Annotated in this window: 30 protein-coding genes; 12 read left to right on the plus strand and 18 right to left on the minus strand. The window is 53.6% G+C overall.

Annotated features, from left to right (window positions below; genetic code table 11):
• Positions 1-191: 191 nt before the first annotated feature.
• Entirely contained in the window at positions 192-1,700 is a 1,509-nt protein-coding gene (locus tag PUP29_RS06970; protein ID WP_353422811.1) for a CoA-transferase, read from the minus strand.
• 133 nt (positions 1,701-1,833) lie between these two features.
• On the opposite strand from PUP29_RS06970, the gene PUP29_RS06975 reads away from it, so the two are divergent.
• The 6 genes from PUP29_RS06975 (at position 1,834) to PUP29_RS07000 (ending at position 4,533) form a co-directional block, all read left to right on the plus strand.
• Complete coding sequence (locus PUP29_RS06975) at positions 1,834-2,109, plus strand: hypothetical protein (RefSeq protein ID WP_079546582.1); 276 nt, start codon at positions 1,834-1,836, stop codon at positions 2,107-2,109.
• Between the two features lie 57 nt (positions 2,110-2,166).
• Positions 2,167-2,433 (plus strand): hypothetical protein, encoded by a 267-nt coding sequence (locus tag PUP29_RS06980; protein ID WP_079546581.1) that lies wholly within the window; start codon positions 2,167-2,169, stop codon positions 2,431-2,433.
• 236 nt (positions 2,434-2,669) lie between these two features.
• Positions 2,670-3,068 carry a pentapeptide repeat-containing protein gene (locus PUP29_RS06985; RefSeq protein ID WP_353422813.1) on the plus strand — a complete coding sequence of 133 codons (399 nt, stop codon included), beginning with the start codon at positions 2,670-2,672 and terminating at the stop codon, positions 3,066-3,068.
• A 312-nt stretch (positions 3,069-3,380) separates the two neighbouring features.
• Positions 3,381-3,584 (plus strand): hypothetical protein, encoded by a 204-nt coding sequence (locus tag PUP29_RS06990; protein WP_353422815.1) that lies wholly within the window; start codon positions 3,381-3,383, stop codon positions 3,582-3,584.
• On the plus strand, positions 3,577-3,987 hold the full coding sequence (locus tag PUP29_RS06995; protein WP_353422817.1) for a MarR family winged helix-turn-helix transcriptional regulator: 411 nt from the start codon (positions 3,577-3,579) through the stop codon (positions 3,985-3,987). Before PUP29_RS06990 ends, PUP29_RS06995 begins: the two co-directional genes overlap by 8 nt.
• A gap of 9 nt (positions 3,988-3,996) precedes the next feature.
• On the plus strand, positions 3,997-4,533 hold the full coding sequence (locus tag PUP29_RS07000; RefSeq protein ID WP_353422819.1) for a ferredoxin domain-containing protein: 537 nt from the start codon (positions 3,997-3,999) through the stop codon (positions 4,531-4,533).
• A gap of 70 nt (positions 4,534-4,603) precedes the next feature.
• Here PUP29_RS07000 and PUP29_RS07005 read toward each other — a convergent pair whose 3' ends face one another.
• From PUP29_RS07005 to thpR, 7 genes are all read right to left on the minus strand, one after another.
• Positions 4,604-5,035: a flavodoxin gene (locus PUP29_RS07005; protein WP_079546577.1), complete on the minus strand. Its 432-nt coding sequence runs from the start codon at positions 5,033-5,035 to the stop codon at positions 4,604-4,606.
• 22 nt (positions 5,036-5,057) lie between these two features.
• Positions 5,058-5,621: a DUF3793 family protein gene (locus PUP29_RS07010; RefSeq protein WP_353422821.1), complete on the minus strand. Its 564-nt coding sequence runs from the start codon at positions 5,619-5,621 to the stop codon at positions 5,058-5,060.
• A gap of 215 nt (positions 5,622-5,836) precedes the next feature.
• Positions 5,837-6,265 (minus strand): Asp23/Gls24 family envelope stress response protein, encoded by a 429-nt coding sequence (locus tag PUP29_RS07015; RefSeq protein WP_079547830.1) that lies wholly within the window; start codon positions 6,263-6,265, stop codon positions 5,837-5,839.
• Positions 6,266-6,475: 210 nt separating this feature from the next.
• Complete coding sequence (locus PUP29_RS07020) at positions 6,476-6,604, minus strand: hypothetical protein (protein ID WP_353422823.1); 129 nt, start codon at positions 6,602-6,604, stop codon at positions 6,476-6,478.
• A 122-nt stretch (positions 6,605-6,726) separates the two neighbouring features.
• Positions 6,727-7,896, minus strand: a complete 1,170-nt coding sequence (locus PUP29_RS07025) for a MalY/PatB family protein (RefSeq protein ID WP_079546575.1) — start codon at positions 7,894-7,896, stop codon at positions 6,727-6,729.
• Positions 7,893-8,294: a (deoxy)nucleoside triphosphate pyrophosphohydrolase gene (locus PUP29_RS07030; protein ID WP_353422824.1), complete on the minus strand. Its 402-nt coding sequence runs from the start codon at positions 8,292-8,294 to the stop codon at positions 7,893-7,895. Before PUP29_RS07030 ends, PUP29_RS07025 begins: the two co-directional genes overlap by 4 nt.
• A 39-nt stretch (positions 8,295-8,333) precedes the next feature.
• The gene (thpR, locus tag PUP29_RS07035) at positions 8,334-8,882 is read right to left on the minus strand and encodes an RNA 2',3'-cyclic phosphodiesterase (protein WP_079546573.1); all 549 of its coding nucleotides are present in this window, start codon (positions 8,880-8,882) and stop codon (positions 8,334-8,336) included.
• A gap of 120 nt (positions 8,883-9,002) precedes the next feature.
• On the opposite strand from thpR, the gene PUP29_RS07040 reads away from it, so the two are divergent.
• Positions 9,003-9,545: a GNAT family N-acetyltransferase gene (locus PUP29_RS07040; protein ID WP_079546572.1), complete on the plus strand. Its 543-nt coding sequence runs from the start codon at positions 9,003-9,005 to the stop codon at positions 9,543-9,545.
• Between the two features lie 219 nt (positions 9,546-9,764).
• Here the strand turns inward: PUP29_RS07040 and PUP29_RS07045 are convergent, their stop codons facing one another.
• The 5 genes from PUP29_RS07045 to rho all read right to left on the minus strand — a co-directional run bounded on the left by PUP29_RS07045 (position 9,765) and on the right by rho (position 16,086).
• Positions 9,765-11,417, minus strand: coding sequence for an AMP-binding protein (locus tag PUP29_RS07045; RefSeq protein WP_079546571.1), 1,653 nt, complete (start codon positions 11,415-11,417; stop codon positions 9,765-9,767).
• Between the two features lie 11 nt (positions 11,418-11,428).
• Positions 11,429-11,974: a helix-turn-helix domain-containing protein gene (locus PUP29_RS07050; protein ID WP_079547829.1), complete on the minus strand. Its 546-nt coding sequence runs from the start codon at positions 11,972-11,974 to the stop codon at positions 11,429-11,431.
• Positions 11,975-12,112: 138 nt separating this feature from the next.
• On the minus strand, positions 12,113-12,787 hold the full coding sequence (locus tag PUP29_RS07055; RefSeq protein ID WP_079546570.1) for a response regulator transcription factor: 675 nt from the start codon (positions 12,785-12,787) through the stop codon (positions 12,113-12,115).
• On the minus strand, positions 12,784-14,277 hold the full coding sequence (locus tag PUP29_RS07060) for a HAMP domain-containing sensor histidine kinase (RefSeq protein ID WP_353422825.1): 1,494 nt from the start codon (positions 14,275-14,277) through the stop codon (positions 12,784-12,786). The genes PUP29_RS07055 and PUP29_RS07060 overlap by 4 nt, the downstream gene beginning before the upstream one ends.
• A 231-nt stretch (positions 14,278-14,508) precedes the next feature.
• A complete protein-coding gene (rho, locus tag PUP29_RS07065) occupies positions 14,509-16,086 on the minus strand; it encodes a transcription termination factor Rho (protein ID WP_353422826.1) in 1,578 nt (525 codons plus the stop codon).
• A gap of 459 nt (positions 16,087-16,545) precedes the next feature.
• Here rho and PUP29_RS07070 point away from each other — a divergent pair, with 459 nt between their 5' ends.
• The 5 genes from PUP29_RS07070 (at position 16,546) to PUP29_RS07090 (ending at position 19,170) form a co-directional block, all read left to right on the plus strand.
• Entirely contained in the window at positions 16,546-16,818 is a 273-nt protein-coding gene (locus tag PUP29_RS07070; protein ID WP_079546567.1) for a hypothetical protein, read from the plus strand.
• A gap of 136 nt (positions 16,819-16,954) precedes the next feature.
• A complete protein-coding gene (locus PUP29_RS07075) occupies positions 16,955-17,623 on the plus strand; it encodes a D-lyxose/D-mannose family sugar isomerase (RefSeq protein WP_079546566.1) in 669 nt (222 codons plus the stop codon).
• Positions 17,624-17,741: 118 nt separating this feature from the next.
• The gene (locus PUP29_RS07080) at positions 17,742-17,933 is read left to right on the plus strand and encodes a hypothetical protein (RefSeq protein ID WP_353422827.1); all 192 of its coding nucleotides are present in this window, start codon (positions 17,742-17,744) and stop codon (positions 17,931-17,933) included.
• A complete protein-coding gene (locus PUP29_RS07085; protein WP_353422828.1) occupies positions 17,930-18,517 on the plus strand; it encodes a prolipoprotein diacylglyceryl transferase in 588 nt (195 codons plus the stop codon). Before PUP29_RS07080 ends, PUP29_RS07085 begins: the two co-directional genes overlap by 4 nt.
• Before the next feature lie 65 nt (positions 18,518-18,582).
• Positions 18,583-19,170, plus strand: coding sequence for a DUF1989 domain-containing protein (locus PUP29_RS07090; protein WP_079546564.1), 588 nt, complete (start codon positions 18,583-18,585; stop codon positions 19,168-19,170).
• Positions 19,171-19,262: 92 nt separating this feature from the next.
• Here the strand turns inward: PUP29_RS07090 and PUP29_RS07095 are convergent, their stop codons facing one another.
• The 5 genes from PUP29_RS07095 to PUP29_RS07115 form a co-directional block, all read right to left on the minus strand.
• Positions 19,263-20,747, minus strand: coding sequence for a DUF1846 domain-containing protein (locus PUP29_RS07095; protein WP_079546563.1), 1,485 nt, complete (start codon positions 20,745-20,747; stop codon positions 19,263-19,265).
• A gap of 181 nt (positions 20,748-20,928) precedes the next feature.
• Entirely contained in the window at positions 20,929-21,597 is a 669-nt protein-coding gene (locus tag PUP29_RS07100) for an MBL fold metallo-hydrolase (protein ID WP_079546562.1), read from the minus strand.
• A gap of 44 nt (positions 21,598-21,641) precedes the next feature.
• Positions 21,642-22,076: a DUF1934 domain-containing protein gene (locus PUP29_RS07105; RefSeq protein WP_353422830.1), complete on the minus strand. Its 435-nt coding sequence runs from the start codon at positions 22,074-22,076 to the stop codon at positions 21,642-21,644.
• A gap of 165 nt (positions 22,077-22,241) precedes the next feature.
• Entirely contained in the window at positions 22,242-22,952 is a 711-nt protein-coding gene (locus tag PUP29_RS07110) for a class I SAM-dependent DNA methyltransferase (protein ID WP_353422831.1), read from the minus strand.
• Between the two features lie 187 nt (positions 22,953-23,139).
• On the minus strand, positions 23,140-24,003 hold the full coding sequence (locus tag PUP29_RS07115) for an aldo/keto reductase (RefSeq protein ID WP_353422832.1): 864 nt from the start codon (positions 24,001-24,003) through the stop codon (positions 23,140-23,142).
• Positions 24,004-24,009: the final 6 nt, after the last annotated feature.

The following is a 24,009-nucleotide window of genomic DNA, read 5'->3' on the forward strand; positions in this document are numbered from 1 at the left end:
GTAACCGTTTTTATCATACTCCCGCATAAAACCGCGGCAAAGTATTTTTATACCATGCTTTATCTGGTATTGGAATTAAAATCCCATATTTTAATCCATATTTTAATATTTCCGCATTCTGCCACAGTTTGCACAGACAGAAAGACAGCCTCCGGCGCATACAGAGCCGGAGGCTGTCTTCCCGTATTCTTTTATTGCAGTTCAAAATCCAGCAGGCCGCGTATCTGCGTCTTTTCGTCTATCCCGTCATATACCTCTTTCAGCTTAAGCCCGTCCGGCGTCAGCTCGAACACGCAGCGTTCCGTTACATAAAGCACCTTTTGGCCGTTTTGAAGCGCATTTTTCGCGGAAAAGCTGATCCCCGATATCTGCTTTTTAAATTTCGGGATACGTCCCTCGTGCAGAATGCCGATCCTGCCGTCCTGCTCCGCAGTCTTCAGCCCTTTCGCCGTAAAGGTGCAGCAGAATACGATTTTTTTGGTCGCTCCTGTGATATTGGCAAATCCGCCGATCCCCGAATACAGCTCGCCTAAGCAATGGGAATTGACGTTTCCCATCCGGTCGACCTCTGCGGCGCCCATAAAACAGGCGTCGAGCCCGCCGCCATCGTAAAAATCAAACTGAGTCGCCATGTCGCACACCATGTCCGAGCCTACGGTCGCTCCGAAATGCCCCCCGGGCGCAGGCAGGCCGCCAAAGCCCCCGGCCTCTACTGTCAGCGTGATATCCGGAAGCATTCCCATACGCGAGGCATACGTTCCCACCTTTTCCGGAATGCCGATGCCGATATTGATGATATCCCCGCGCCGCAGCTCCTGCGCCGCGCGCAGGCCTATGATGTCCGCCGAGCAGTCCTCTGCGTCTCTTCCTTTTGCATATCCACGCAGCTTGCCCAGCCAATAGTCCATGTGCCGTGGATGGACGTGGATATCGCCGGACAAGATGGGTACGGCACGGTATTCCTCCGGAACGTCCTCGCACACCACGACCGCATCCACGAGCGCGCCGGGAATGATGACGTTGCGCGGGCGCGTATAGGTGTTGCTGACCCGTTCTACCTGTACGATCACCTTGCCCCCGTTTGCCCGTACCGCCTGCGCCATGGAGAGCGCATCCACCGTGACCGGCTCGTTTTCAAAAGAGATATTCCCGCTTCCGTCCACCGTAGTTCCGCGTATAAACGCTGCGTTGAGCTTTGGCACGCGGTAGGAAAGGTATTCCTCCCCACCGATCTCCACTAATTTCACGAGTTCTTCGCGCGACCGCTCATTCAGTCCCGGTCCGTCTATCCGCGGGTCTACAAAAATATTGAGTCCAACCTTACTGATGTAAAAGGGATGCCCCGCGGCAGCGGCGCGCGTCATGTGAGACAGCACGCCCAGAGGCATACAATAGCATTCAATCGCGTTTTCCTTTGTCAGGCGCATCACACCCGGCATACTTTTCAAATGGCTGGTCACGACCTTCGTTACCGCCCCTGCGACGACCGGCTGGTCGCCCAGCTTTGTTTCGGCCCATCCGCCGAAGCCCGCGGAAGCAAAATAGGTGAGCTTTCCCGGATGTCCTGTTTTCCGGAAACGCTCTGCAAGCGCCGTATGCAGCGCGAACGGATTGGCAAGCGCAAGAAAGGAATTGATCCCTATGACGTCCCCATCCCGCACGAGCCCGACCGCTTCTTCCGCCGTCATGATCTGATACATAGCCGTTTCCTCCACTTTCTGTATCGTTCAGGACCAGTATATCACCTTACCGGGGCGCACAACAACGATTTCCTGCTTACGCACAGTTTTTTCGGGTATCTAATAAGATATCCAAAATAAGGAGAATCTATTTATGGCTATCGTTTCCATCCTCGTCAGCCTTGGCGGTTTTGCCGCCGGCTTTCTGCTGGGATTTCCGCTCTCTTATCTTGCCGGGCCTTTCATCGGCTTTGCCGCAGGCGCCGCAGGCTTTGTACTCGGTATCATAGCCCGTACAGGGCAGCGCACGGCCGTCTCTTTCGCAGCGTTTGCCATCGGCCTTATCGTTCTCGCCGTCAGTATCCTGCGGATGGTCTCCCTTATGGCATGCATTGGCGGGATCGCCGGAATGTTTGCGAATATAGGCTGATGCATGCTATACTGAAATCAATACTTCAGTTTTCACAACATAAAAGGAGGAATTGTCATGTCTTGTTATTATATCATTGGTATCCGGCTCAGGCACCGGGCCGCCAACGCCGCAAGGCTTCAGGAAGCGCTCACCGCTCACGGCTGCAATATCCGTATGCGCGTCGGTATGCATGAGACGGGCGACGGCTATTGCGCGGACGACGGCGTGATCATGCTTCAGGTCTGCGGAGACCGGGAAACGGTCGAACAGATGCTCGCTGATTTCAACGCCGTAGAGGGCGTGACGGCAAAGCTGATCGATCTGAACGAAATCGATTCTTAAAGAAGCGCATCGCTTCGACGCGTGCGGCCGCATCAGAGCTTCCGCTCTTGTGCGGCCGGACATTTTTCGGGTTTGCTGCGCCGCACATCAAACCGCTGTATGGGCAGCCTGACGGCGCACATTCCTCTATTGCCAAGGATCCTTTCGATATTCTCCGGTACATTATTCAGGGATATGCGTTTTTTTGTCGTCCCTATATGTTATGATAGGCTCAAAGCTTACAAGGAGAAGAAATCATGAAACGCTTAAAGCCCCGTCTTACACGGGAACACATGGAATATGCCGGAGAGCTTGAAGGGCTTGCCGCACAGGCACGAAGCGAGGAAACGGATATCAGCGGCTTTCTGTTTCAGGGAGCTGATTTTTCCGGCGTTGATTTTTCCAAATGCTCTTTTCAAAATTGTGTCTTCGAAGGCTGCCGGTTTACAGACGGCGCGCTTGCGAAAGCCGCGTTTTCAGACTGCTTGTTCCGCGGCTGCGACTTTTCAGGCTGTTTTTTGGAAAACGGCTATTTCAGCCGCTGTGAGCTGCACGCCTGCAAGGGCGTGGGCTGCCGCCTGTGCGGCTGTCTTTTGCGCGACGTCCTTTTTTCCGATTCAAACTTCAGCTATGCAAACTGCAGCCGTTCCAAATAGAAAAACTCCGGCGTCGCAGATTCCTCTTTTGCGGATGCGGATTTCGAAGAGTGTTCCCTCTCCGGCTTTTCTCTTGCCGGCGCCGGGTTTGCGCGCGTCAGTTTCTTTCAGACCCCGCTGAAAGAGATCGATTTTACTGCGAGCGATATCACCGGCATCACGGTTTCTCTGCACGAACTGCGCGGCGCGGTGATCTCCGCCGTTCAGGCGGTCGAGCTTGCGCGCCTGCTCGGCGTGATCGTCGTATGAATTTTGACAAGCTCCCGTTTTCCCGTTAATATAATGTATATACACGAAAAGAGGTGTGGCCGATTGAGATGCGAATGCGCACAGTGCGGCGCCTATATGGTGCACGCCGAAGACTTGACGCTTGGCTGTATCTGCCCCGCATGCGAGGCGCGGTGCACAGCATGCCTTGGCACGAACAGCGTTCTCACACGCGAGCAGCTGCGCGCGCTGGAGAACGACCCGGATTTCACGTCCGCTTTTCTGAACGGGGAGGAACGGGATGACTAAGGAAAAATGTGTCTGCGCACGCCTCCGGCATGCAAGCCGGACGCTTACTGCTTATTACAGCCGCATGCTTTCCCCGGCCGGTGTCACGGCGGGACAGTATTCCCTTCTTTCCCATCTTGCCCGTCTGAATGCTGCGTCCACGAGCGGGCTTGCCGAGGATATGAGGCTTGACCGCAGTACGCTCACCCGCAATTTAAAGCCGCTGTTTACTGCCGGACTGGTAGAGGATACGGCGGTAAAGGGTTCACGCGACCGCCGCCTTTCGCTTACACAGGCAGGAAAGGACACGCTCGTCCACGCAGAAATACTGTGGAAGCGGGCGCAGCGCGGTCTGAAGGAACAGCTGGGGGAAAAAAAGCTGAAAGCATTTTTAAAAACGCTTTCGAGGCTCGAAACATTATAGGGGGAACAAATGATGAAAATAGAATCCGAATCATTGGAACAGCAGGCAGTTATGGCTGCCGCCGCATCTGTATGCGCTGCCGCGCGGACCGCGCCCAAAACAAAGGGCGTCGACTTTATTCATACCTGCGTTTTGACGGGTGGGGAAAAGGATGCGCTCGCAGATGAAATGGAGCGTCTGGCTCCGGTCCTCGGTTATCCGTTTTTTATACGGGATGCAGGCAACGTCCGCAGCAGCCATGCCGTTGTTTTGATCGGCACGACTTATCAGCAGCGCGGACTGAACGAGGGCTGCGGATACTGCAACCGAAAAAACTGTACGGAGTGCGCGCAGGACGGAAGCGTATGCGCTTACGACAATATCGACCTTGGCATCGCGGTCGGTTCCGCTGTCTCTGCCGCCGCCGATGCGCGGATAGACAGCCGCGTCATGTTCTCTGCAGGCCGGGCGGCGCTTTCCCTCGGCATCATGGGAGGCGATGTACGCGTGATTCTCGCTATCCCGCTTTCCGCAAAGGGAAAATCGCCCTATTTTGACCGGAAATGACTGCCGCGGCGGCGCGGCATGAAAAAAGAGCCGAAGGGCTCTTTTTTCATGCTCCTATGATAGAGGGCACCTATGCGGTTGCCAGTGCCTGTCCCAGTTTTTTGCATTCTCCAAGTGCGAATTCGTCCGGCTCGTTGTTCACAATCAGGCCTTCTCCGCTGATGAGCTGTCCGCCTGCGGCGCTGACGCGCTTTTCCCATTCGCGCATCCATTCGCCGTCGCCCCAGTCGTAGGAACCGAACAGCGCTATTTTTTTGCCGCTCAGTTTGCTTTCCATTTCCGCGAAAAACGGTTCTACATCGCCTTCCTCAAGCACCTCGTTTCCCATCGCCGGGCAGCCGAGCGCAACTGCATCAAAGGCAAGCGCATCGTCTGCGCTGGTCTCTGAAAATTTCAACAGCACCACGTCCGCTCCCGCTTCCTCAGCACCCTCGAATACCGCATTTGCCATTTGTTCCGTATTACCCGTAAGACTCCAATAAATGACTGCCTTTTTTCCCATGTTTTCCTCCTTTAAACTATTTTTAAGCGACTGCAAACAGCCGCATGATCGACATTCCCATGCCCATACGGGCACACACCGCTTCCCGGCACCGGGTATACCGCCGGAAAAGCTCCTTTGCCCTGTCCTCATTCGAATATACCTTCCAATAGCCGTTCAATTTATAGCCTTTTCCTTGGTTTTGGACAAAGCCATACACATCTTCCAGCGGATAGCCAAGGAATATCCCTATTTCATGCGGAAAATCTTCCCGCCCTTTCATGCGGCGCTTCAAATGAGAGATGACCGCTTCGCAGTCCTGCCCGGCCGGGTAACCCGCTTTGCCAAGCTCTGCGGACAGCTTTGGGTCGCGCAGCAGCTCTTCCATCTTTTTTTTGCGGTAAACAAGGACAAGCATCCGCTTTTTACACCTGCATAGTTTTTCAAAGCAAATCCCGCTCGGCGCAAGCCCCTCGTTCCATTCCGCAAGCCGTTTTTCCAAATCCGGATGGCGTTCCATACAGAAAGAGACCAGATTCGACGGCTTGATTCCGGCGAGCGCCGGTGCACAGTGATAGGCGGCCGTCATTTCCATTTCGTCTGTCATGACCGTTCCTTTCCAAAATTAGCTTATGCTAACCGTTTTCCGAAAAATATGCGCGCAGCAGCGCGCCGATTAGTTAGCAATTGCTAACTAATACTAAAATAACATACTCCTCTCATTCTGTCAATCCCTTTTTATGGCTGCTGCGGCAGAGGCGGCCAATAGGAAAAGCGCGGAACCGTTGGCTCCGCGCTTTTCCTATCCTATGTAAACGGCCTTTACCTCGCGCCTGCGAGCATTGGTACCGGTGTTTCCTGCGTCTGTGCGTCGAGCTTCAGCCCCTGCACACGAATATTGACCTCCCGTACCCGGAGCCCTGTCATGCTTTCAATGGACTGTACGATATTTTTGCGTATCGTTTCAGCGACCTCAGGGATCGATCTTCCGTATTCCGCAACAATCGCCGCGTCTACGGCGATCTCTTTTTCGCCAAGCTCTATTTTGATGCCTTTCGAAAGGTTTTTTCGTCCCAGCAGTTCTGTAAGCCCATCTACAAAGCCGCCGCTCATTCCCGCAACGCCGGGAACATCAACTGCCGCGAGTCCCGCGATCGTGGCAAGCACCTCTCCGGCAAAAGTAACGGTTCCATAGCTCTGTTTTTTTACCATCATTGCTTCCTGTTTGAAATCAGCATTTCCTGTTATCATCCTGTTTCTCCTTTCAACTGTTTTCCCCTTGCCGCTGTTTCTGCTTTCCTGTGCTTCTATCATAACACGTATTTTCCGGCACGCGGGTTTTTGTTTACATTATTTTAATATATACGTAATATATTTGTAAATTTTTAAACAGTTCTTTCGAAACTTTTAAGAAATGCGCCCTTTCAAATGGAAACCGCGTGCAGGAAATCTGCGCGCGGTTTATTTATCGTATCCATATTTGAATACTTTTCCATTTTTTACCATCACAGCTTTTCTGATATTCTTGCCCTCTATGAGTTTGCGAAAATCGGAATCCGTGACGGCGGCAGATATTTTTCTGTCTTTCATATCCATCACTTCCTTTATTAAGATTTAGAAAAATCAGCCGCAAGTCCAATGCCCGTGGCTGATTGGCTTTTATTTTATACTAACTAATAAACAAAATCAAGGGGCTTCAAACAAAAATTTTGTTAATTGAGCGCCGTTTCGAGCCGCGCAAGCGCAGCCTCCAGCACAGCGGACGGGCAGGCAACGTTGAGCCGTTCAAAGCCCTCGCCCGGCTTTCCGAAAATATAACCCTCGTCCAGAAAGAGGTATGCTTTTACCATTCTCCTCTCAAGCTCCTGCGGCGTATATCCATAGCCGCGCAGATCGAGCCACATCAGATAGGTTCCCTCCAGCGGGGATACTACCGCTTTCGGTAAAAAACGTTCGGCAAATTTCTCCGTCAGCTGCCGGTTTCGGTCGAGCACCTGCAAGAGTGCATCCAGCCAGCCGCCGCAGCGCGTATAGGCAAGCTCGCACGCGCGGTAAGCAAGCGCGCTGAGCTCCAGAAGCCCGTTTTGCCGCTTCTCCCGCACGAATGCTTCACGCAGTTCCCTATCCGGAATGATGATATTGGAATCCTGCATACCCGCAAGGCTGAACGTTTTGCTTGGCGCGGTGCATATTATGGCGTTATCCGCAAAATCGCCCGCCTGCAGGAACACGGTATGCGCATGGCCCGGCAGAACAAGGTCATTATGGATCTCGTCCGCTACGACGAGCACACCGTGTTTTTTGCAGATATCCCCGACGCGCCTCAGCTCCTCACGCGTCCACACCCGTCCCACCGGGTTATGCGGGCTGCACAGAAGAAGAAGCTTATTGCCCGGGTCTTTCGCCTTGTTCTCGAGGTCTTCAAAATCGATCTCATATCTTCCGCCCCGGTTCAGCAGCACATTCTCGGCGATCCTGCGCCCCTGCTGCTCCGCCACAAGAAAAAAAGGATAATAAACAGGCGTCATGACGATCACGCCGTCTCCCGGCTGCGTGAAAGCCCGCACCGCAAGGCCGAGCGCGAGCACGATCCCCGGCGTAGTCACGATCCAGCTGCGCTCCACGTTCCAATGATGACGCTGCTTCATCCAACCCTGTACCGCGGCGTAATAGGAATCCGTCGCTTCGGTATAGCCGAGTGCGTTGTTTTCAAGATATTCCTGAAGCCCCTCCACAATTTCCGGCGCGGTCCTGAATTCCATATCCGCAACGGAGAGCGGCACGATGCCGTCCGGGATATCCGGATATTTTTTCAGCATGGCCCGCCATTTCACAGAGCCGCTCTTCCGTTTGTCCGTGCAGGTCTCAAAATCATATTTCATAACGCTCCCTCCGCCAATCGTTTTACAAATTCTATATCCGCTTCCAGAAAATCATAGTCCGGGAGGCTCTTTTTCTCCGCCCACACCGCCTCCGCATGCACCATAAGCTCCATATTTCCGTTTTCTGCCGCCGCATGCCGGAAAACGACCTCTACGGAAAATTCCTTGTAATCATGCCGCACGCGTCCTATTTCTTCGCCCGGCCGTACCGCAAGACATAGCTCCTCGCGCAGCTCGCGCACAAGGCACTCCTCTTCCGTTTCCCCCGGTTCCTGCTTTCCGCCCGGAAATTCCCACTTTCCGGGACTTCCGTCCTGATTTCTGCGGCGGCACACCAAAATCTTCCCATTTCGTTCGAGCACCCCAGCTACTACTTTGATCACCTGTTTATCCTCCATAAAACGAACCGTCCCCGGCATCCAAAGCATACACGTTTTTTAAACGTCTTTTAAATAAAACCGGCGAAGCGGGCGGTATACGAGCCGTCCGGCTTCCCGCACGCTCTCAAAAAGCGTTATATTTGAGAGTATTCCTGCCGCGGGCGCAGGCGAAGCGCCCTCCAAGCTTATCCCGGTCAGGTCTGCACGGCGCGCAAGCGTGATATGCGGACGCACCGGCTTGCCGTCAAACCATATCCCCGCCTGCCCCAAGTTCTTACGAATACGCTCTGCAAGCGCGATCAGCGGCTGCGCACCTGCAAGGCCGCACCACAGCACCGCGTCGTTTTTCTTTCCAAAATAGCCGAGACCGGACAGCGCGGCAGAAACGGGCGGCACATTTTCCACGGCACGGGATACCGCACGCTCTATCTGTTCCGCATGCGCAAGCTCCGTCTCTCCGAGAAATGCAAGCGTGACATGATAGTTCTCCGGCCGTGATAAGCGCGCCTTTCCCCGCAATCCCAAGCTGTGTGCCGTATGCTTGAGCGTCCGCACCATATTTTCCGGCAGTTCCGCAGCGATAAAAAGCCGTTCCGTCTGTTTCACCCGTTATCCTCCGTTTCTTTTATCATACCGCAAACAAACCTGTTTATCCCTTCCCTGTTTCGTTTATACAAAGACTATCATACAGGCGCTGTGCCTGAACAGAACAGGATGGTAAACGCATTGATAAGCTGTACACCGATCGCCCGGGAAGAGATCGGTCTGCTCTCCGAATGGATGGCGGACGAAAGCGCCCGTGAATTTCTTGCCTGCGATACGCAGGCCTCCCTTGCCGGACAGTTCCGGTGGATCGGGGAGCGCAGAAACGAGCCTTTTACGACGCATTGGCTCATACGCAGGAACAAAGCCCCCATCGGCGTTCTTGCCCTCGTAGGGATCAACCTTGAAAACAAGCGGTGCGGCTGGAGCTATTATCTGCACGATCCGGCGGACGATTCGGACGAATTGTCTTTGCTGCTGGAACGAAGCGTCTATCATCACGCATTCGGAGCATTAGGGCTCAACAAGGTCACGTTCAGCGCGTTCCCGGAAAATGCGTGTGCGGCGCGGCGCAGGACCGCAAGCGGCTGCATACAGGAGGGCGTGCTCATCGATCATGTGCTGATAGACGGAAAATTCCATGACCTGTCGCTCCAGTGCATGACTGCCCGTATGTGGCGGCGGGCTTGCCCGGATAATAACTGTGAATTGATCGAACTGGGATAGGCTTTGGCTTGCTCCCAGCTGTAATTTTCTCTCCTCTTCTATTTCAAAAAAGCGTTTCTGGCAGCGGGAACGCTTTTTTGACAGCCATCCGGTTCTTTTACCAAAAACCAATCATGCCGTACCGCCATTTTATGAGGATTCAGCCGCCTGCTGCAAAGCGGCAGCTATACGAAAAGCCGCGGCTTTGCTTACGTTCGCCGCGGCTTTTCCGTTTCCATATTATTTTTTTGCATCCTCGTTTCGTATCTGCACGCGGCGTATCTTGCCGCTCACCGTTTTGGGCAGCTCGTCTACAAATTCCACCACGCGCGGGTATTTATAGGGCGCCGTCACATTCTTCACATGCGTTTGGAGTTCTTTTTTCAGCTCCTCCGACGCTTCAAATCCGCGCGCGAGCACGATCGTCGCTTTCACGACCTGTCCGCGTACCGGGTCGGGCACGGCCGTTACCGCGCATTCCAGTACGGACGGGTGCGTCAGCAGGGCGCTTTCCACCTCGAACGGCCCGATGCGGTAGCCCGAGCACTTGATGACGTCGTCGTTCCGGCCTACGAACCAAAAATATCCTTCCGCATCCCGCCACGCCGTATCTCCGGTATTATACATCCCGTTTTTCCAGCAGCGGTCCGTCGCTTCCTCGTCCCGGTAATATTTTTTGAACAGCCCTGCCGGGTGTTTGTCCGCATTCCTTACGACGATGGAGCCGACCACGCCGTCCTCGCACGAATTTCCGTCCTCGTCCACGATGTCCACATCGTAAAGCGGGGACGGCTTGCCCGTAGAGCCGGGCTTGATCGGGTCCCACCCGAAATTGGCGATCAGCACGCTCGTTTCAGACTGTCCGAAGCCCTCCGTCACCGGAAGCCCCGTGATCTCAAGGAAGCGGTTGTACACTTCCGGATTCAGCGGCTCCCCTGCGATGCCCGCATGCCTGATGGTAGAAAAATCGCAGCGGCTCATATCCTCCTTGATGAGGAAGCGGTAAATCGTGGGCGGCGCACAGAACGTCGTCAGCCTGAGCCTGTCGATCGTTTCCAGCAGCTTCTGCGGCCTGAATTTTTCCGTGTCGTATGCGACAACCACCGCTCCGCAGATCCACTGGCCATATATCTTGCCCCAGCCGAATTTTGCCCAGCCGGAGTCGGACACCGTAAGGTGCAGGCCGCCATCCTCCACCTTCTGCCAGTATTTTGCCGTTACGATATGCCCAAGCGGGTAAGTGAAATCGTGCAGGATCATCTTAGGCATGCCCGTCGTTCCCGACGAAAAATAGATGAGCATCGGCTCGTCGTTTTCATTGATATATTCGCGCGTCCATTCGCCGTCCGCCGCCGCAAGCTCCGCCCGCAGATCGAACGCCCATTCCGGAATGTTCTCTCCGACCACGCCGACATGCCCGACCGTTTTGCATTCGGGGAGCGACGCTTCCACATGCTTCAGCATCTCTTCGTCGTCCACCGCGCAGATCATCTTCACGTCCGCCGCGTTGCAGCGGTAGATGATATCCTTCGGCGTCAGCTGGAAAGTTGCGGGAATGCACACTGCTCCCAGCTTGTGCAGCCCCACCATCATGAACCACACCTCCGGGCGCTGCTTGAGCATCAGCAGAACCGGGTCCCCCCTGCGCACGCCCTTGCTCTTCAGCATATTCGCCGCCTTATCGCTCATGCGCTTTATGTCGCCGAATGAAAACCTCTTCTCATTTCCGTCGTCGTCGCACCACACGAGCGCAGGCTTGCTTTCATCCTGCCGCGCCCATTCGTCTACGATATCGTAACCAAAATTAAAATGCTCCGGGATATTCAGTTTATAATTTTGCTTGAAATCCTCATAGCTGTCAAATTCTATTCTGTCCAAAAACCGTTCCAACATCTGCCTGCCCCTCACTCGTTGATGATCGTCAAAAATTTCGCCACATCTGTGACCGCCCGCTGCCCATGCGGAAACGCGGGATTGAAATAGATGCTGTCGCCCGCATTCAGAATAAACTCACGGTTTTTGATGATGACCTTGATGCTTCCCTCAAGGACATAGTTGAATTCCTGCCCGCTGTGCGTCATCAGCTCCGCTTCGTCGCTCGGCGAGATCGTCACGATCATCGGCTCCATATCGCGGTTTTTATAGTTGTAGGCAAGGGAGGTGAACGCATAGCCCGGATAGCGTTCCACGCTTACGCCCGCACCGCCGCGCACAATGGTATATTCGTCCATGTGCGGGGCTTCCCCCGTCAAAAGCTCGGTCGGGTCCACGCCCAGCTCTGCGGCCACGCCGTACAGCACGCCGATCGGGATATCGTCCTCCGCATTTTCATATTTTTGATATTCTGCGAGGCTCACCTCGACTTTTTCGGCGACCCTTTCCTGCGGGATATCCAATATCTCCCGCAGTTCGCGTATCCGCGCCGCTATTTGTTTTACCTGTTCATTCATATCGATTCCCCATTCCGTTCCGTTGATTCGGCGGCTTTGCGCCGTTTGCTCCCAAAACGTTCCTTTTTTATTGTATCGGTTCCGGTTAGCGCTGTCAATGAAAGGGCTCTGCAAAAACCGCGTGTATATGCGTTTTTTCTATGCCCGGAAGCGGTAGCCCGAGCCCCATACCGTTTCGATATATTTTTCCGTTCCCTCTATCTTATCGCGGATGCGGTTGATGTGCACCGTTACCGTTGCGGTATCTCCGAGCGAATCCATGCCCCATATCCGGTCAAACAGCGTTTCCTTGCTGAATACGATATTCGGGTTTTCCGCAAGGAACAGCAACAGTTCAAACTCCTTATTTTTGAGGACGGCCTCCTTATCCTGCACATATACCCGCCGGGCCGGAACGTCGATCACAAGGCCGCGGACCCGTATCTCTCCCCTTCCGTTCCGGTTCGTCAAGCGCTCAAACCGCGCGATGTGGGCACGGACCCGTGCCACGAGCTCTGACGGGCTGAACGGCTTGACGATATAATCGTCTGCTCCGATTCCAAGCCCTTTCACTTTGTCTGCATCATCCCGCCGCGCTGAAACGATCAGGACCGGCACCTCTTTCCGTGCGCGTATTTCCCGGCATACCTCGAATCCATCCATACCGGGCAGCATCACGTCCAATACGATCAGGTCAAAATGCTCTTCCAACGCATACGCAAGCCCTGTCCTTCCATTTTCTGCTACCACCGCTTCAATGCCGTCTGCCTGCAGATAATCCCGTTCCAGCTCCGCAATGCTCCTGTCGTCTTCTATGATCAATACTCTTTTCACTGCTCTCCTCCCGCCTCCGGCAATCTGATGCGTATGATGAGCCCGCCGCTCTGCACGGCCTGCGCCCAGATTTTTCCGCCCATATGTTCGACGATCTGCCGCGCAATGGCAAGCCCGAGGCCGCTTCCCTTTTCCGTATTCCGCGCAGGGTCCGCGCGGTAAAAGCTCTCAAAAATTTTTTCTTCCTCATTTTCGGCTATTCCGATCCCGTCGTCCCGAAACGTGATCTCTGCTGCGCCTGCGTTCCGCACGAGATAGATATTGACTTTCCCGTGCGCTCCCCTCCGGTATTTGCTGCTGTTATCGATCAGATTGGCAACGACGCGTTCAAACTGGAAACGGTCGATCTGCACGAACACGCCGCGGCTGCCGTCCATGTGCACCTCCAGCTCCATATCCGGTATTTTTTCCTTCCACCCGGGATATTTTTCCTTAAAGTACTGCGCAAGGTCTGTCCGCTCCATGTGGAACGGCTCCCGGTCAAGATCCAGCTTTGTAAGCAGGAAGAGGCCGTCCACCATTCTGTTCATATCGCAGGCGCGGTCATAGATCGTATGCAGATAACGCTCCCGCTTTTCCGGCGTATCTGCAATCCCGTCCAATATCCCGCTCACATATCCTTGGATCGAGGTGATGGGTGTTGACAGGTCGTGCGATATCCCTGCGATCAGTTGTTTTCTCTGCTGCCGATAGCGCTCCTCTCTACGCCTTGACTCCCGCAGCCGGATCCGCATCTCGTCAAAGCCCTTGCATACCTGCCCAAGCTCGTCTTCCGATCCGTATCCCACAGGCTGGTCTAAATCCCCCTTACAAAGCGCCTCCGTCGCTTTTCCCAGCTTCTCCACCGGGTCAAGGATGCTGCGGGACAGCTTGCGCGAAAGGAATACGCCCGTCAGCAATATAATAACAACTGCCGCTGCACTGACCACAACGAGGATAACTTTCAGATGCGCTTTTATAGAATCATAGGCATAATATTCTCCCTGCGGATATGCGAAGCCCGGTGCCGCCGCCGTGATGGAGTATGCTCCCGCGGCGGTTTTTGTCACCGCGCGGCACGCAAACCCATCCTGCGTCCGTACGAAAGACGGCGCAGAGGAAGCCCCCAATTCATCTGCCTGCCGTTCAAGCGCTTCATAGGATGTGCCCTCCGAAAGATAGCGCACACCCGTGTCATCAGCGATTGCAATATGTATTCCCGTTTGCTCGAGCTTCCGGCAGAGCTCCCTCATGGAAGAGTTCTCCCGAAATGCATCCTCCTCTTCCACCAATTGTTCGCTGATGGAATCGATCATCAGCTGGAGCTGATAATTGGTCGTTTCTCCCGCCCATTTTTCCGCCGCCGCGATCATGACGCCCGGCCCGCCTCCTGTCAGGATACCGGCAAGGATCACAGCCATAACGAGCAGCACGATAAAAACGGGGATCACGATCATCATAAAATTCGTCAGCAATATCTTCCTGCGCACGGAAAGGTTTTTGAATTTCATAGCGCTCCCCTTGTTTTTCATACAGGACAAAATATAGCACAAAAAACGGTTCGGGTAAAGCGCGGGAGCTTTTTGCCGCCTGACTTCCAAGCCTGCGCCTGAGTGTGCGCTCGAAATGCGTTCTGCCCCGAAATGGATTGCCCCGCCGAGATGCTTTCCGGCGCAGCGCGCGCCGGGATCGAACCGCAAAAAAACGGATATCCGAATTTGGATATCCGTTTCTGCATCTTATCAATACCGTCCGCCGCTGCCCGAATTATAGCCTTCCTTTTCCCATATCCGGAACCATTCATGCAGCCTTGCGAGGAATTCCTCGTTGGTCTGCGTGCGCACGAGCATGCCGATGAGCTGTTCCGTGACCTCCGTCGTATTACCGGAGGAAAGCGCCTTGCGCAGCGCCCACGTTCCTTCCAGTTCCTTTTGCGAGAGCAGCAGGTCTTCCCGCCGCGTGCCGGATTTTGCAAGGTCCACCGCAGGGAAGATGCGTTTTTCTGAAAGCTTGCGGTCAAGATGTATCTCCATATTGCCCGTACCCTTGAACTCTTCGTAGATGATCTCATCCATACGCGAGCCTGTCTCTACCAACGCTGTGGCAATGATGGTAAGGGAACCTCCCCCTTCGATGTTGCGGGCCGCGCCGAAAAACCGTTTCGGCTTATATAAGGACGCCGGATCAAGACCTCCGGAAAGCGTCCGTCCGGACGGCGGGACGATGAGGTTATACGCGCGTCCGAGGCGCGTCAGGCTGTCGAGCAGGATCACGACGTCGCGCCCATGCTCTACGAGGCGTTTTGCCCGTTCGATCACCATATCCGACACGCGCGCGTGATTCTCCGGCTTTTCGTCGAATGTAGAATAGACTACCTCGCCCGCGATCGAGCGCTGCATATCCGTCACTTCCTCCGGCCGCTCGTCAATGAGCAGCACCAAAAGCTCCACTTCGGGATAATTGGTCGTAATGCTGTTCGCGATCTTTTTCAGCAAAATTGTTTTTCCGGCTTTCGGCGGGGCAACGATGAGACCGCGCTGTCCTTTTCCGATCGGCGAAATGAGGTCGATCATGCGGATCGCAAGATCGCGCGACGCACGGATATTCTCCAGCGTGAAACGTTCGTCCGGATAGATCGGCGTCAGCGTTTCAAACGCCGGCCGCGTTTGACAGTTTTCCACCGGTTCGTCATTTACCGTTTCGATATAAAGCAGTGCCAAGAGGCGCTCTCCATCCTTGGACGGCCGCGTTTTTCCGCGCACCTTATCTCCCGTTTTCAGGTTGAATTTGCGGATCTGTGCCTGCGACACATAAACATCCTTAGAGCCGGGCAGATAGTTTTCACTGCGCAGGAAGCCATAGCCTTCCGAGTGCACCTCAAGGATGCCGTTGGCGTCCTTGCATTCCCCGGTATTGAGTATCTCGTTTACGGCATCGTTGTTCGGCACATATTCAATAATCCTGCGCCTGCGGGAATGGTGCTCTTCCTCTCCCTCGGCCTCGTCTTCACTGAAATCCTGCATCTGCTCCGGCGCTTCCGCTTCTTCCGGCTGCGCCTTTGCTTTCGGCCGTCCGCGCCGCGCCGGCGCTTTCTTCTGCGGCGCCTCCGGCTCCTGCGCCACAGGAGCCGGCTCTTCCTTTATGACCTCAGGCTCTTCCTGCGGCGGCACGTCCTTTTTTTCCGTTTCTGCCTGTTCGAGCTCGAGCAGTTTTGCAAGGAGGTCCGCTTTTTTGTATTTTGTTGGAGACTTCACACCTGCCAATTTCGCGATCTCGCGTAAATCTGCGAGGTTTTTGGATTCAAGTAAGCTGGTATCCACGACGATGATTACTCCTTCTCAGTATGTTAAAAATAGTTAAATTTTAAACACATTTGTAATAAAGCAGCGTCAATCAAAACCCTTTAACGTTCATGAAGTGATAAAATTATCTACATAAAAATACAGGAAAAAAACGGCTTGGAACTCCATTTCTGCACATTTCCACTTCTGTCTCTTTTATTATGCGCAAAAAAGGCGCGGTTGTCAATGAAATTTATCGATATTTTATGCAGAAATATTACATTTATTACAAAGAAATATATCTTATTTTCCGGTTTTGTCTATCCCCGTTTTTTTTCTCTGATTTTACCGCCTTTTTTCTCTTTAAAAAATTGACTTACAAGCGGGGAACGGTATATAATATGGGTGTGGAAAAGGCTGGGAGGTATGCCTGCCGGTTTTGCCTCCGCCGTATTCCAACATTCAAGTATCATATTTATTTATGGAGGTATCATCACTATGGAAAACAAAAACATGGGCATTGCGCCTCTCGTACTGGGCATTGTTTCGGTCGTTTTCGCATTCATCGTTCCGATCGTCGGCCTGATCTGCGGTATCATCGGTACAGTTCTGGGCGTAAAAGCAAACAAGGTGGCTCCGAGCGGCATGAGCAAGGGCGGTCTGGTCCTCTCAATCATCGGTATCGTTCTTTCCGTGATTTTGTGGATCGTTCTCGCAGTTTGTGCAATTGCGCTTGTAGGTACAGCAGCTTCCCTTGCTGGTATGATGTAATAGACCTGCATCAAAACAGGCAAGCCTCATTTCCGGTTTGCCTGTTTTTTATTGCATAGAAAGGAAAATCATTATAAAATTGAAAGGCAGCCGCTGTGAGTGAAGCGGCAAATGAATAGGAAAGGAAGAAAACAGAATGAAACGCAGTCTGATCAACGAGAAAATCAAATGGGCAAGAGAGCAGCTTGCACAGGCAAATATCAAACTGCCGATGTTCGGATATTTTAAGCCGGAGGACTGGAGCGCTTATCAGGCCGATACGGTCAAGGCGGCGATGCTGGGTTGGGATGTGACCGACTTTGGGTGCGGTGATTTCCACAAGGTCGGCGCTGTGCTGTTCACCGTCCGCAACGGAGTCGTGAATCATCCTGAGATCGGCACGCCATATGCGGAAAAATATATCGTATTGGAGCCGGGGCAAAGGCTGCCCATCCACATGCACGTGTGTAAATCGGAGGATATCATCAGCCGCGCGGGGGCACCGTTTGAGATCAAGCTTTACAACACGGCAAAGGACGGCGGTGTAGACTATGAGTCCGACGTGACGGTGTATTGCGATGGGATACCGCGTACGGTAAAGGCCGGGGAGGTGTTCCGGATCGAAAACGGGAACAGCATCACGCTCACGCCGTATATGTATCATTCGTTCTGGGGCGCGCCGGGTGAAGAAGCGGCAGTGATCGGCGAGGTCTCCTCTGTGAACGACGACGATACGGATAACTATTTCGCAGAAGACGTCAACCGCTTCAGCACGCTGGAGGAGGACGAGGAAAAAATCGCGCTGTTGTGTAACGAGTATGAATAGATCCAAAGCGCATACCGAAAATACCATGCCTCAGCTTTAAAACAGATTTCAGAGCGCGGGCCGTCCGCCGGGGGCGCCCGCTCCCTGAATCCTATGCTTTCACCGAAAGGATAAAAGATTGTATCCCTATTTAACGATATTCGGCCATACGGTCACTACATACGGCATTCTCATCATCGCCGGCTTTGCCGCCGGCGCTGTTTTCTGTCTTGTTCACCGGAAAGTCAATGAGGTCTCTCTTGTGGACCTTGTGGCCTGTCTTTTATCGGCGCGGCCGGAGCGCTCGTCGGCGGAAAGCTGTTCTATATGATACAGGGCTTCCCGCAGTTTTTAGAGCTGGCGCGGGAGACCGGATATACGTTTCTCGATTATTTCAATGACGCAGGACTCGTCTATTACGGCGGCTTCATCGGCGCCGTCCTGTTCGTGCTCATGACCGCAAAGCTGGTCGGCGCACCCGTTTGGAGTGTGCTCGACACCATACTGCCGTCTATTCCGCTTATGCATGCTTTCGGGCGGGTCGGCTGCTTTACAGCAGGCTGCTGCTATGGCATCCCCTCTGACTGGGGCTTTTACTTTGATGCATCTCCCATCGCGCCGCACGGCGTGCGTCTGCTGCCCGTCCAGCTCATCGAATCCGCATGCCTCCTTGTGCTGTTTTTTCTCATGTATCATTATGGGAAACAAAAAAGACTGCCCGGCAAAATGCTCGCCTTTTATCTGATCGGTTATGGCGTCATCCGTTTTATCCTCGAATTTTTCCGGTATGACGCGTTCCGTGGTATTTATGGCGTTTTTTCCGTTTCCCAATGGGTCAGTCTTGCGCTGATCGTCCTCGGCTTGTTTTTCTGGTTTTGGCGCAGGGCCGCTAAGAAAGAAACAGTTGCCGGTTGAGCCCCTGCAAACTATCGTACGGCGGGAATACGGCACAGCCGTAGACCCTTTATCAGGAGAGAAAAATGAAAAAGTATCGAATCGAGGCATGCGCCGGAAAGGCAATTGATGCGGCAAAAAATCAAATCATTACAGTCATCGACCTTGAGGGCGGGCAGGTAGTGGATTTCTTTGCCGAGGCCCTTCAAAATCCCCGCGAATATTTATCCACGGGCGTTACCGTCGACTGCAACGGATCTCTGCGGCTTCGTCCCGGCGATCTGATCTATTCCAATTTATACCGGCCCATGTTCCGTCTGATTTCCGACGACGTAGGAGAGCATGACCTGCTGCATCCCTGCTGCCGTCCGGAGATGTATGATTTTTTCTACCAAAACGGAAAGGGCCACCCAAACTGTCTGGACAACATAAATGCCGCTTTAGGCGAGCAGCGTGCCATGATCCATCCTGTTAATTTCTTTATGTATACAAAAATCAGTCCGGATGGAAGTATTTCCGTAGAAAGGCCTCTTTCCCGGTCCGGTGATGCCGTACAGCTGAAAGCATTGATGGACGTACGCCTCGGCATAGCTGCCTGCAGCGTTTCGGAGAGCAGCTGCAACGCCGGAAGATGCTCTGCTGTCGAAGTTCTCATTTCCAGCGAATGCGGATAAAGGAAAAAGCCGCCTCTGCGGTATTTTTTACCAGATATAAGGGGAACGCCGCTGTTTCGGGCGTTCCCCTTTTTGCTGATTTTCTTCAGCCGTTATACGTAATACAGATCTTTGGACGGATAGGCCGGCTCGCACGTCAGGTTCACATTCAGCTTTTTGAGCATCGCTTCATCCGTCTGCGTCAGCATACAGGTAGAATGCACCTCGCAGCCCGCGAGGTCTTTAAGCTTATCCATCGCGACCTCCGCCATCGGGTTCATGGCCGCGCTGATGGAAAGCGCGATCAGCACATCCTCTGTGTTCAGGATGGGGTCAAGCTCTTTGAGCGCGCTCGATTTCAGCTTCAGGATAGGCTCCAGCACCATTGGGGAAATAAGGCGTATCTCGTCCGCGATATTGCCAAGATGCTTGATGGCATTGAGGAGCATGCTCGAAACATTGTTCATGAGCTCCGTTGTTTTTCCGGTAACGATCGTTCCGTCTCCCATTTGTATCGCGGCGGCAGGCACACCCTCTTTTTCCGCTTTTGCAAGGGCAGGCGCTACGACTGCACGGCCCGACGGCTCAAGCTCAAGCTGCTTCATGAGCATCAGGTTCTTCTGCAGCGCCTCCTGCTGAATGAGGCCTTTTTTGAAATCACACTGCGCATTATAGTAGCGGCGGATCACCTCCTGCCGCGCCGCCTCGCGGCAGACCTCGTCGTCCGTGATGGCATAGCCCGCCATGTTGACGCCCATGTCTGTCGGAGACTGGTAGTAGTCCTTATTTCCTGTGATCTTTGCAAGGATCGTCTTGACGATGGGGAATGCTTCGATATCCCGGTTATAATTGACCGCCGTTTTCCCATACGCTTCAAGATGGAACGGGTCGATCATGTTGACGTCATTGAGGTCCGACGTCGCCGCCTCGTATGCCATATTGACAGGGTGCTTTAAAGGCAGGTTCCAGATGGGGAACGTCTCGAATTTTGCATAGCCTGCCTTTACGCCCCGCTTGTTTTCGTGATATAGCTGCGAAAGGCAGGTCGCAAGCTTGCCGCTTCCCGGCCCGGGAGCGGTCACGACGACGAGCGGGCGCGTCGTTTCGATATATGGGTTCATGCCATAGCCCTCGTCGCTGACGATCAGCTCGATCTCGTTCGGATACCCTTTCGTATGCTTGTGGATATAAGTCTTGACTCCTCTGCGCTCCAGCTTCTGGCGGAAGATATCCGCGGCCTGCTGTTCCGTATATTGCGTGATGACCACGCTGCCGATATAAAGGCCCATACCGCGCAGATTATCGATGAGGCGCAGCACGTCGAGATCGTAGGTGATGCCAAGGTCTGCGCGCATCTTGTTTTTCTCAATGTCTCCGGCGTTGATGCAGAATATGATCTCCGCCTGATCTTTCAGGCTTTGCAGAAGCTTTGCCTTTCCGTTCATATCAAAACCGGGCAGGACGCGCGCCGCATGATAATCGTCAAACAGCTTGCCCCCGAACTCCAGATACAGCTTTCCCTTGAAAAGCTCGATACGCTCGCGTATCTTCTCTGTTTGCTTTCTGATATAAAGCTCATTATCAAATCCGGTTTTCATTGCAGCATACGCCTCCCCATACAATATAGCGCCGGCATTCCCAGAAGGAAAAGCCGTCAGACCTTTACCCACAACAAACGGAACGCATAAAATGCGTTCCCGTTTTTCTTTCCCATCACTTTCCGGAGCCTTTTTCCCTCCGGTCTATTCCTGTTTTATCGCTTGCCGCGCAAACGGCGCGTCAGCAATGCGTACATTCCATCACGACGATCCTGTTGCGTTTCTTCAGATTATCTTTCGTGATCTCGAACTGCCCGCCTCCAAGGCGCGAAACATCATATTCCCGGCTGGCCGCACGCGCCAGAAAGTCGTGCGAGCCCGCAAGCTCGGTGAGCGTCAGGCTGCCCGTGAGGTAATGCATGGGGATCGTGATGTTCGGGTGGATCGTGTCCATAATATTGAGTGCTCCTTTCGCATCCACCGTGTAATAACCGCCCACCGGTATCATCAGGATGTCGATCTTCCCGAGCTGCTCAAAATAGGAAGCCTCCGGCATCGTGCCTACATCGCCCATATGCAGGAGCCGCATCCCATCCGCTTCGATCAGATAAGTGATGACCCTGCCTCTCTGCGTCCCCTGCTGCTCATCGTGCCATACCGGGAGCCCGGTGATTTTGATGCCGTCCACCTCATGCACGCCTTCCTGCTCGATCAAAACGCTGCCGGACGGCATACCGTCAAGATATGCCTGATTGCGGTGGTCAAAGTGGTCGTGCGTCACAAGCACGATATCCGCCTGCTTTTCCGGCACTTTAAGGCCGATCGTATCGTCATACGGATCGATCAGTATCGTCTTTCCGGCCTCCGTCGTCATATAAAAACAGGAATGTCCTATCCATTCGATCAACATAGTTCCATCAGTCCTCCTCAAAACTTCAAACAGTACCTCCGGCTTTACGCCTTCGGTATCTTTTTATAATCGATATCCAGCTTATTGACCGCCTGTTGGTCGCCAATGCGGATCACATATTCCAAATTGATCTTTCCTTTTTCTTCCGAAAGCTCGCTCAAAATTTGGGTGGGCAGGACAGACATCTGCATCATCCCGAACGGCGTCTCATAGGCAGCCTCAAAAACACGGCTCTTTAAAAACACGAATTCCGTTTCCACCGCCCCCGTGCGTCTGAGCTGTACGCGGTCTCCCTCCACGGTAAGCGAGGTCCGCGTATTTTCCATGCCCGATATCTCGCTTTCGTCGTATTCTATGATATATTTCCCGTCGTCATGCGTCAGCATGCCCTCCGTGTAAAGCTCCATCGTATTGTCGTCATACGCGTCGGCCTGCGTTCCGCGTATATTGACCATGATGCTTTGCGTCGTCTTCGTCATACCCTTCTCTTTCCGCCGCATCGGCTTTCCAGCCTGCGGCTCTGCGGCGGCACTTAAGCACCCGCCCTATGCTACATTGCATCAATTATATCACAAAATATTCTATCGGAAAAATAATTTTCTGTAAATTTTGCCGGCCGCATGGAAAACAGCCTGAACAAGCGCCTACTGTCTTTGGCATACGAAAGCCCCCATTCGGAATTCCGCTTCTGCAAGACGCTCCAAGATACAAAAGCCCGCCTCTGCGAGAGCATCGCGGTATTCCCGTTCGGAAAAGATTGATATTTCCTGTACAAAGCGGGCCGTATCGAGCGTTCCGTTTTCTCCGGTCAGATGGATCATCTCGATCTCCGCGTGCCGCGCGTCTTTTCTGCGCACCGCCTCCATTCTGCAAAAGGCGAGCCCGCCGCGCCTGCCGCTGTCCGCAGTGATGCTTTCCGCAAACGTCTCGCGTGTGCTCCACGGCGTAAGAATAAAAAGCCCTCCGCCCGCAAGGCATTTATATGCGCACGCGCACATTGCCGCAAGTGCGTCCGTATCTTTTGCGAATCCGGCGCTTCCATAGAGATTTACGGCAATATCGAATTTTTCCCGCAGCGAAAACGAGAACATATCTCCCCGCAGGAAGCGTGCCCCCGGTGCATTTTTCCTCGCTTTATCCAGCATCCTTTCCGAAAGATCCACGCCTGTCACACAGAAATCCCGAAGCAGATATTTTGCCGCAAGACCCGTACCGCAGGCGATATCGATCAGTCTCTTTCCCGCTCCGTATTTTTGCGCGAGTTTCCTGATATGCTCCGCCTCCGTGCGGTATTCCTCCTCATTTCCGTACATCGCATCGTAATAGTACGCCGCTTTATCAAAATCTACCGCCATATTTTCTCTCCCCTCCTGATCGTTTCCATAAAAAGATTATCAGAAACCGAAAAAAAGTATAGACTGTTTCTTTCAAATATGATATTGTATGAGATGCCTCGTATCTGAAAAACCGTTCCCTTTGGGAACGGTTTTTACGTTTGCGGAAAGGGTCGCCGACAGCTGACCGGAACAGTTCCTGTGCTTTTTACTGAACGTCGAGGGGCGTTTTATGCGCAGGGGCCGGAAAAGCGGCTTCTATTTCTTTCCACTCCTTTTCTGTCAGCCTGATTTGCGCGGCCTCCGCATTCTCCCGCGTATGCTGTGGGGTCCCCGCTTTTGGAATGGCTGCCACGCCCTCCTGCCGGAGCACAAAGGCAAGCAGAAGCTGGATGACGCTGACGCCGTGCGCAGCGGCAATATCGTTCAGCGTCCGATCCGTAAGGAGCCGCCCCCGCAGCGTTCCCCCCTGCGCGACCGGGCAATAGGCCATCATGGCGACCTCATGCTGCCGCAGCCACGGAAGCAGATCGTATTCCACGCCGCGTGAGCCGAGGTGGTAAAGCACCTGATCGACTGCGCACCGGTCGCCATTCGGTACGGCCCATAGCCGCTCCATATCGTTCGTATCGAAATTCGATACGCCCCAGCGCAGTATTTTTCCCTCGCGTACAAGCCGTTCCATGCAGTCCACCGTTTCCGCGAGCGGCACGCTTCCCGGCCAATGCAGAAGATAGAGGTCAAGATAATCCGTCTTCAGCCTCCGCAGGCTGTTTTCGCAGCTTTCAAAGATGTGCTCCTTCCCCGCGTTCCACGGATAGACCTTGGAAACGAGAAACAGCTCTTTCCGCTGCAGCGGCGCGATCGCCCTGCCGAGCATGCGTTCAGACGCGCCCTCCCCATACATTTCCGCCGTATCGAGGAGCGTCATGCCGAGAGATACCCCGAGGCGTATGCTTTCTATCTCCCGCTCTTCCCTGTTCTTATGACCGCCCATGTGCCACGTGCCCTGCCCGAGCGCGGGCATTTCGCCGCCGTCTTTCAGACGCAGACGTATTCTTCCTTCGTTCATACCGTT

The organism is Christensenella massiliensis (assembly GCF_040409835.1).
Taxonomy (GTDB): Bacteria; Bacillota; Clostridia; order Christensenellales; family Christensenellaceae; genus Christensenella; species Christensenella massiliensis.

What these genes read in the sequence shown, in the direction of transcription:
- PUP29_RS06970 (WP_353422811.1), bottom strand. Translation starts at nt 1,700, where the DNA reads ATGTATCAGATCATGACGGCGGAAGAAGCGGTCGGGCTCGTGCGGGAT.
- PUP29_RS06975 (WP_079546582.1), top strand. Translation starts at nt 1,834, where the DNA reads ATGGCTATCGTTTCCATCCTCGTCAGCCTTGGCGGTTTTGCCGCCGGC.
- PUP29_RS06980 (WP_079546581.1), top strand. Translation starts at nt 2,167, where the DNA reads ATGTCTTGTTATTATATCATTGGTATCCGGCTCAGGCACCGGGCCGCC.
- PUP29_RS06985 (WP_353422813.1), top strand. Translation starts at nt 2,670, where the DNA reads ATGAAACGCTTAAAGCCCCGTCTTACACGGGAACACATGGAATATGCC.
- PUP29_RS06995 (WP_353422817.1), top strand. Translation starts at nt 3,577, where the DNA reads ATGACTAAGGAAAAATGTGTCTGCGCACGCCTCCGGCATGCAAGCCGG.
- PUP29_RS07000 (WP_353422819.1), top strand. Translation starts at nt 3,997, where the DNA reads ATGATGAAAATAGAATCCGAATCATTGGAACAGCAGGCAGTTATGGCT.
- PUP29_RS07005 (WP_079546577.1), bottom strand. Translation starts at nt 5,035, where the DNA reads ATGGGAAAAAAGGCAGTCATTTATTGGAGTCTTACGGGTAATACGGAA.
- PUP29_RS07010 (WP_353422821.1), bottom strand. Translation starts at nt 5,621, where the DNA reads ATGACAGACGAAATGGAAATGACGGCCGCCTATCACTGTGCACCGGCG.
- PUP29_RS07015 (WP_079547830.1), bottom strand. Translation starts at nt 6,265, where the DNA reads ATGATAACAGGAAATGCTGATTTCAAACAGGAAGCAATGATGGTAAAA.
- PUP29_RS07020 (WP_353422823.1), bottom strand. Translation starts at nt 6,604, where the DNA reads ATGAAAGACAGAAAAATATCTGCCGCCGTCACGGATTCCGATTTTCGC.
- PUP29_RS07025 (WP_079546575.1), bottom strand. Translation starts at nt 7,896, where the DNA reads ATGAAATATGATTTTGAGACCTGCACGGACAAACGGAAGAGCGGCTCT.
- PUP29_RS07030 (WP_353422824.1), bottom strand. Translation starts at nt 8,294, where the DNA reads ATGGAGGATAAACAGGTGATCAAAGTAGTAGCTGGGGTGCTCGAACGA.
- PUP29_RS07045 (WP_079546571.1), bottom strand. Translation starts at nt 11,417, where the DNA reads ATGTTGGAACGGTTTTTGGACAGAATAGAATTTGACAGCTATGAGGAT.
- PUP29_RS07050 (WP_079547829.1), bottom strand. Translation starts at nt 11,974, where the DNA reads ATGAATGAACAGGTAAAACAAATAGCGGCGCGGATACGCGAACTGCGG.
- PUP29_RS07060 (WP_353422825.1), bottom strand. Translation starts at nt 14,277, where the DNA reads ATGAAATTCAAAAACCTTTCCGTGCGCAGGAAGATATTGCTGACGAAT.
- PUP29_RS07070 (WP_079546567.1), top strand. Translation starts at nt 16,546, where the DNA reads ATGGAAAACAAAAACATGGGCATTGCGCCTCTCGTACTGGGCATTGTT.
- PUP29_RS07075 (WP_079546566.1), top strand. Translation starts at nt 16,955, where the DNA reads ATGAAACGCAGTCTGATCAACGAGAAAATCAAATGGGCAAGAGAGCAG.
- PUP29_RS07085 (WP_353422828.1), top strand. Translation starts at nt 17,930, where the DNA reads ATGATACAGGGCTTCCCGCAGTTTTTAGAGCTGGCGCGGGAGACCGGA.
- PUP29_RS07090 (WP_079546564.1), top strand. Translation starts at nt 18,583, where the DNA reads ATGAAAAAGTATCGAATCGAGGCATGCGCCGGAAAGGCAATTGATGCG.
- PUP29_RS07095 (WP_079546563.1), bottom strand. Translation starts at nt 20,747, where the DNA reads ATGAAAACCGGATTTGATAATGAGCTTTATATCAGAAAGCAAACAGAG.
- PUP29_RS07100 (WP_079546562.1), bottom strand. Translation starts at nt 21,597, where the DNA reads ATGTTGATCGAATGGATAGGACATTCCTGTTTTTATATGACGACGGAG.
- PUP29_RS07105 (WP_353422830.1), bottom strand. Translation starts at nt 22,076, where the DNA reads ATGACGAAGACGACGCAAAGCATCATGGTCAATATACGCGGAACGCAG.
- PUP29_RS07110 (WP_353422831.1), bottom strand. Translation starts at nt 22,952, where the DNA reads ATGGCGGTAGATTTTGATAAAGCGGCGTACTATTACGATGCGATGTAC.
- PUP29_RS07115 (WP_353422832.1), bottom strand. Translation starts at nt 24,003, where the DNA reads ATGAACGAAGGAAGAATACGTCTGCGTCTGAAAGACGGCGGCGAAATG.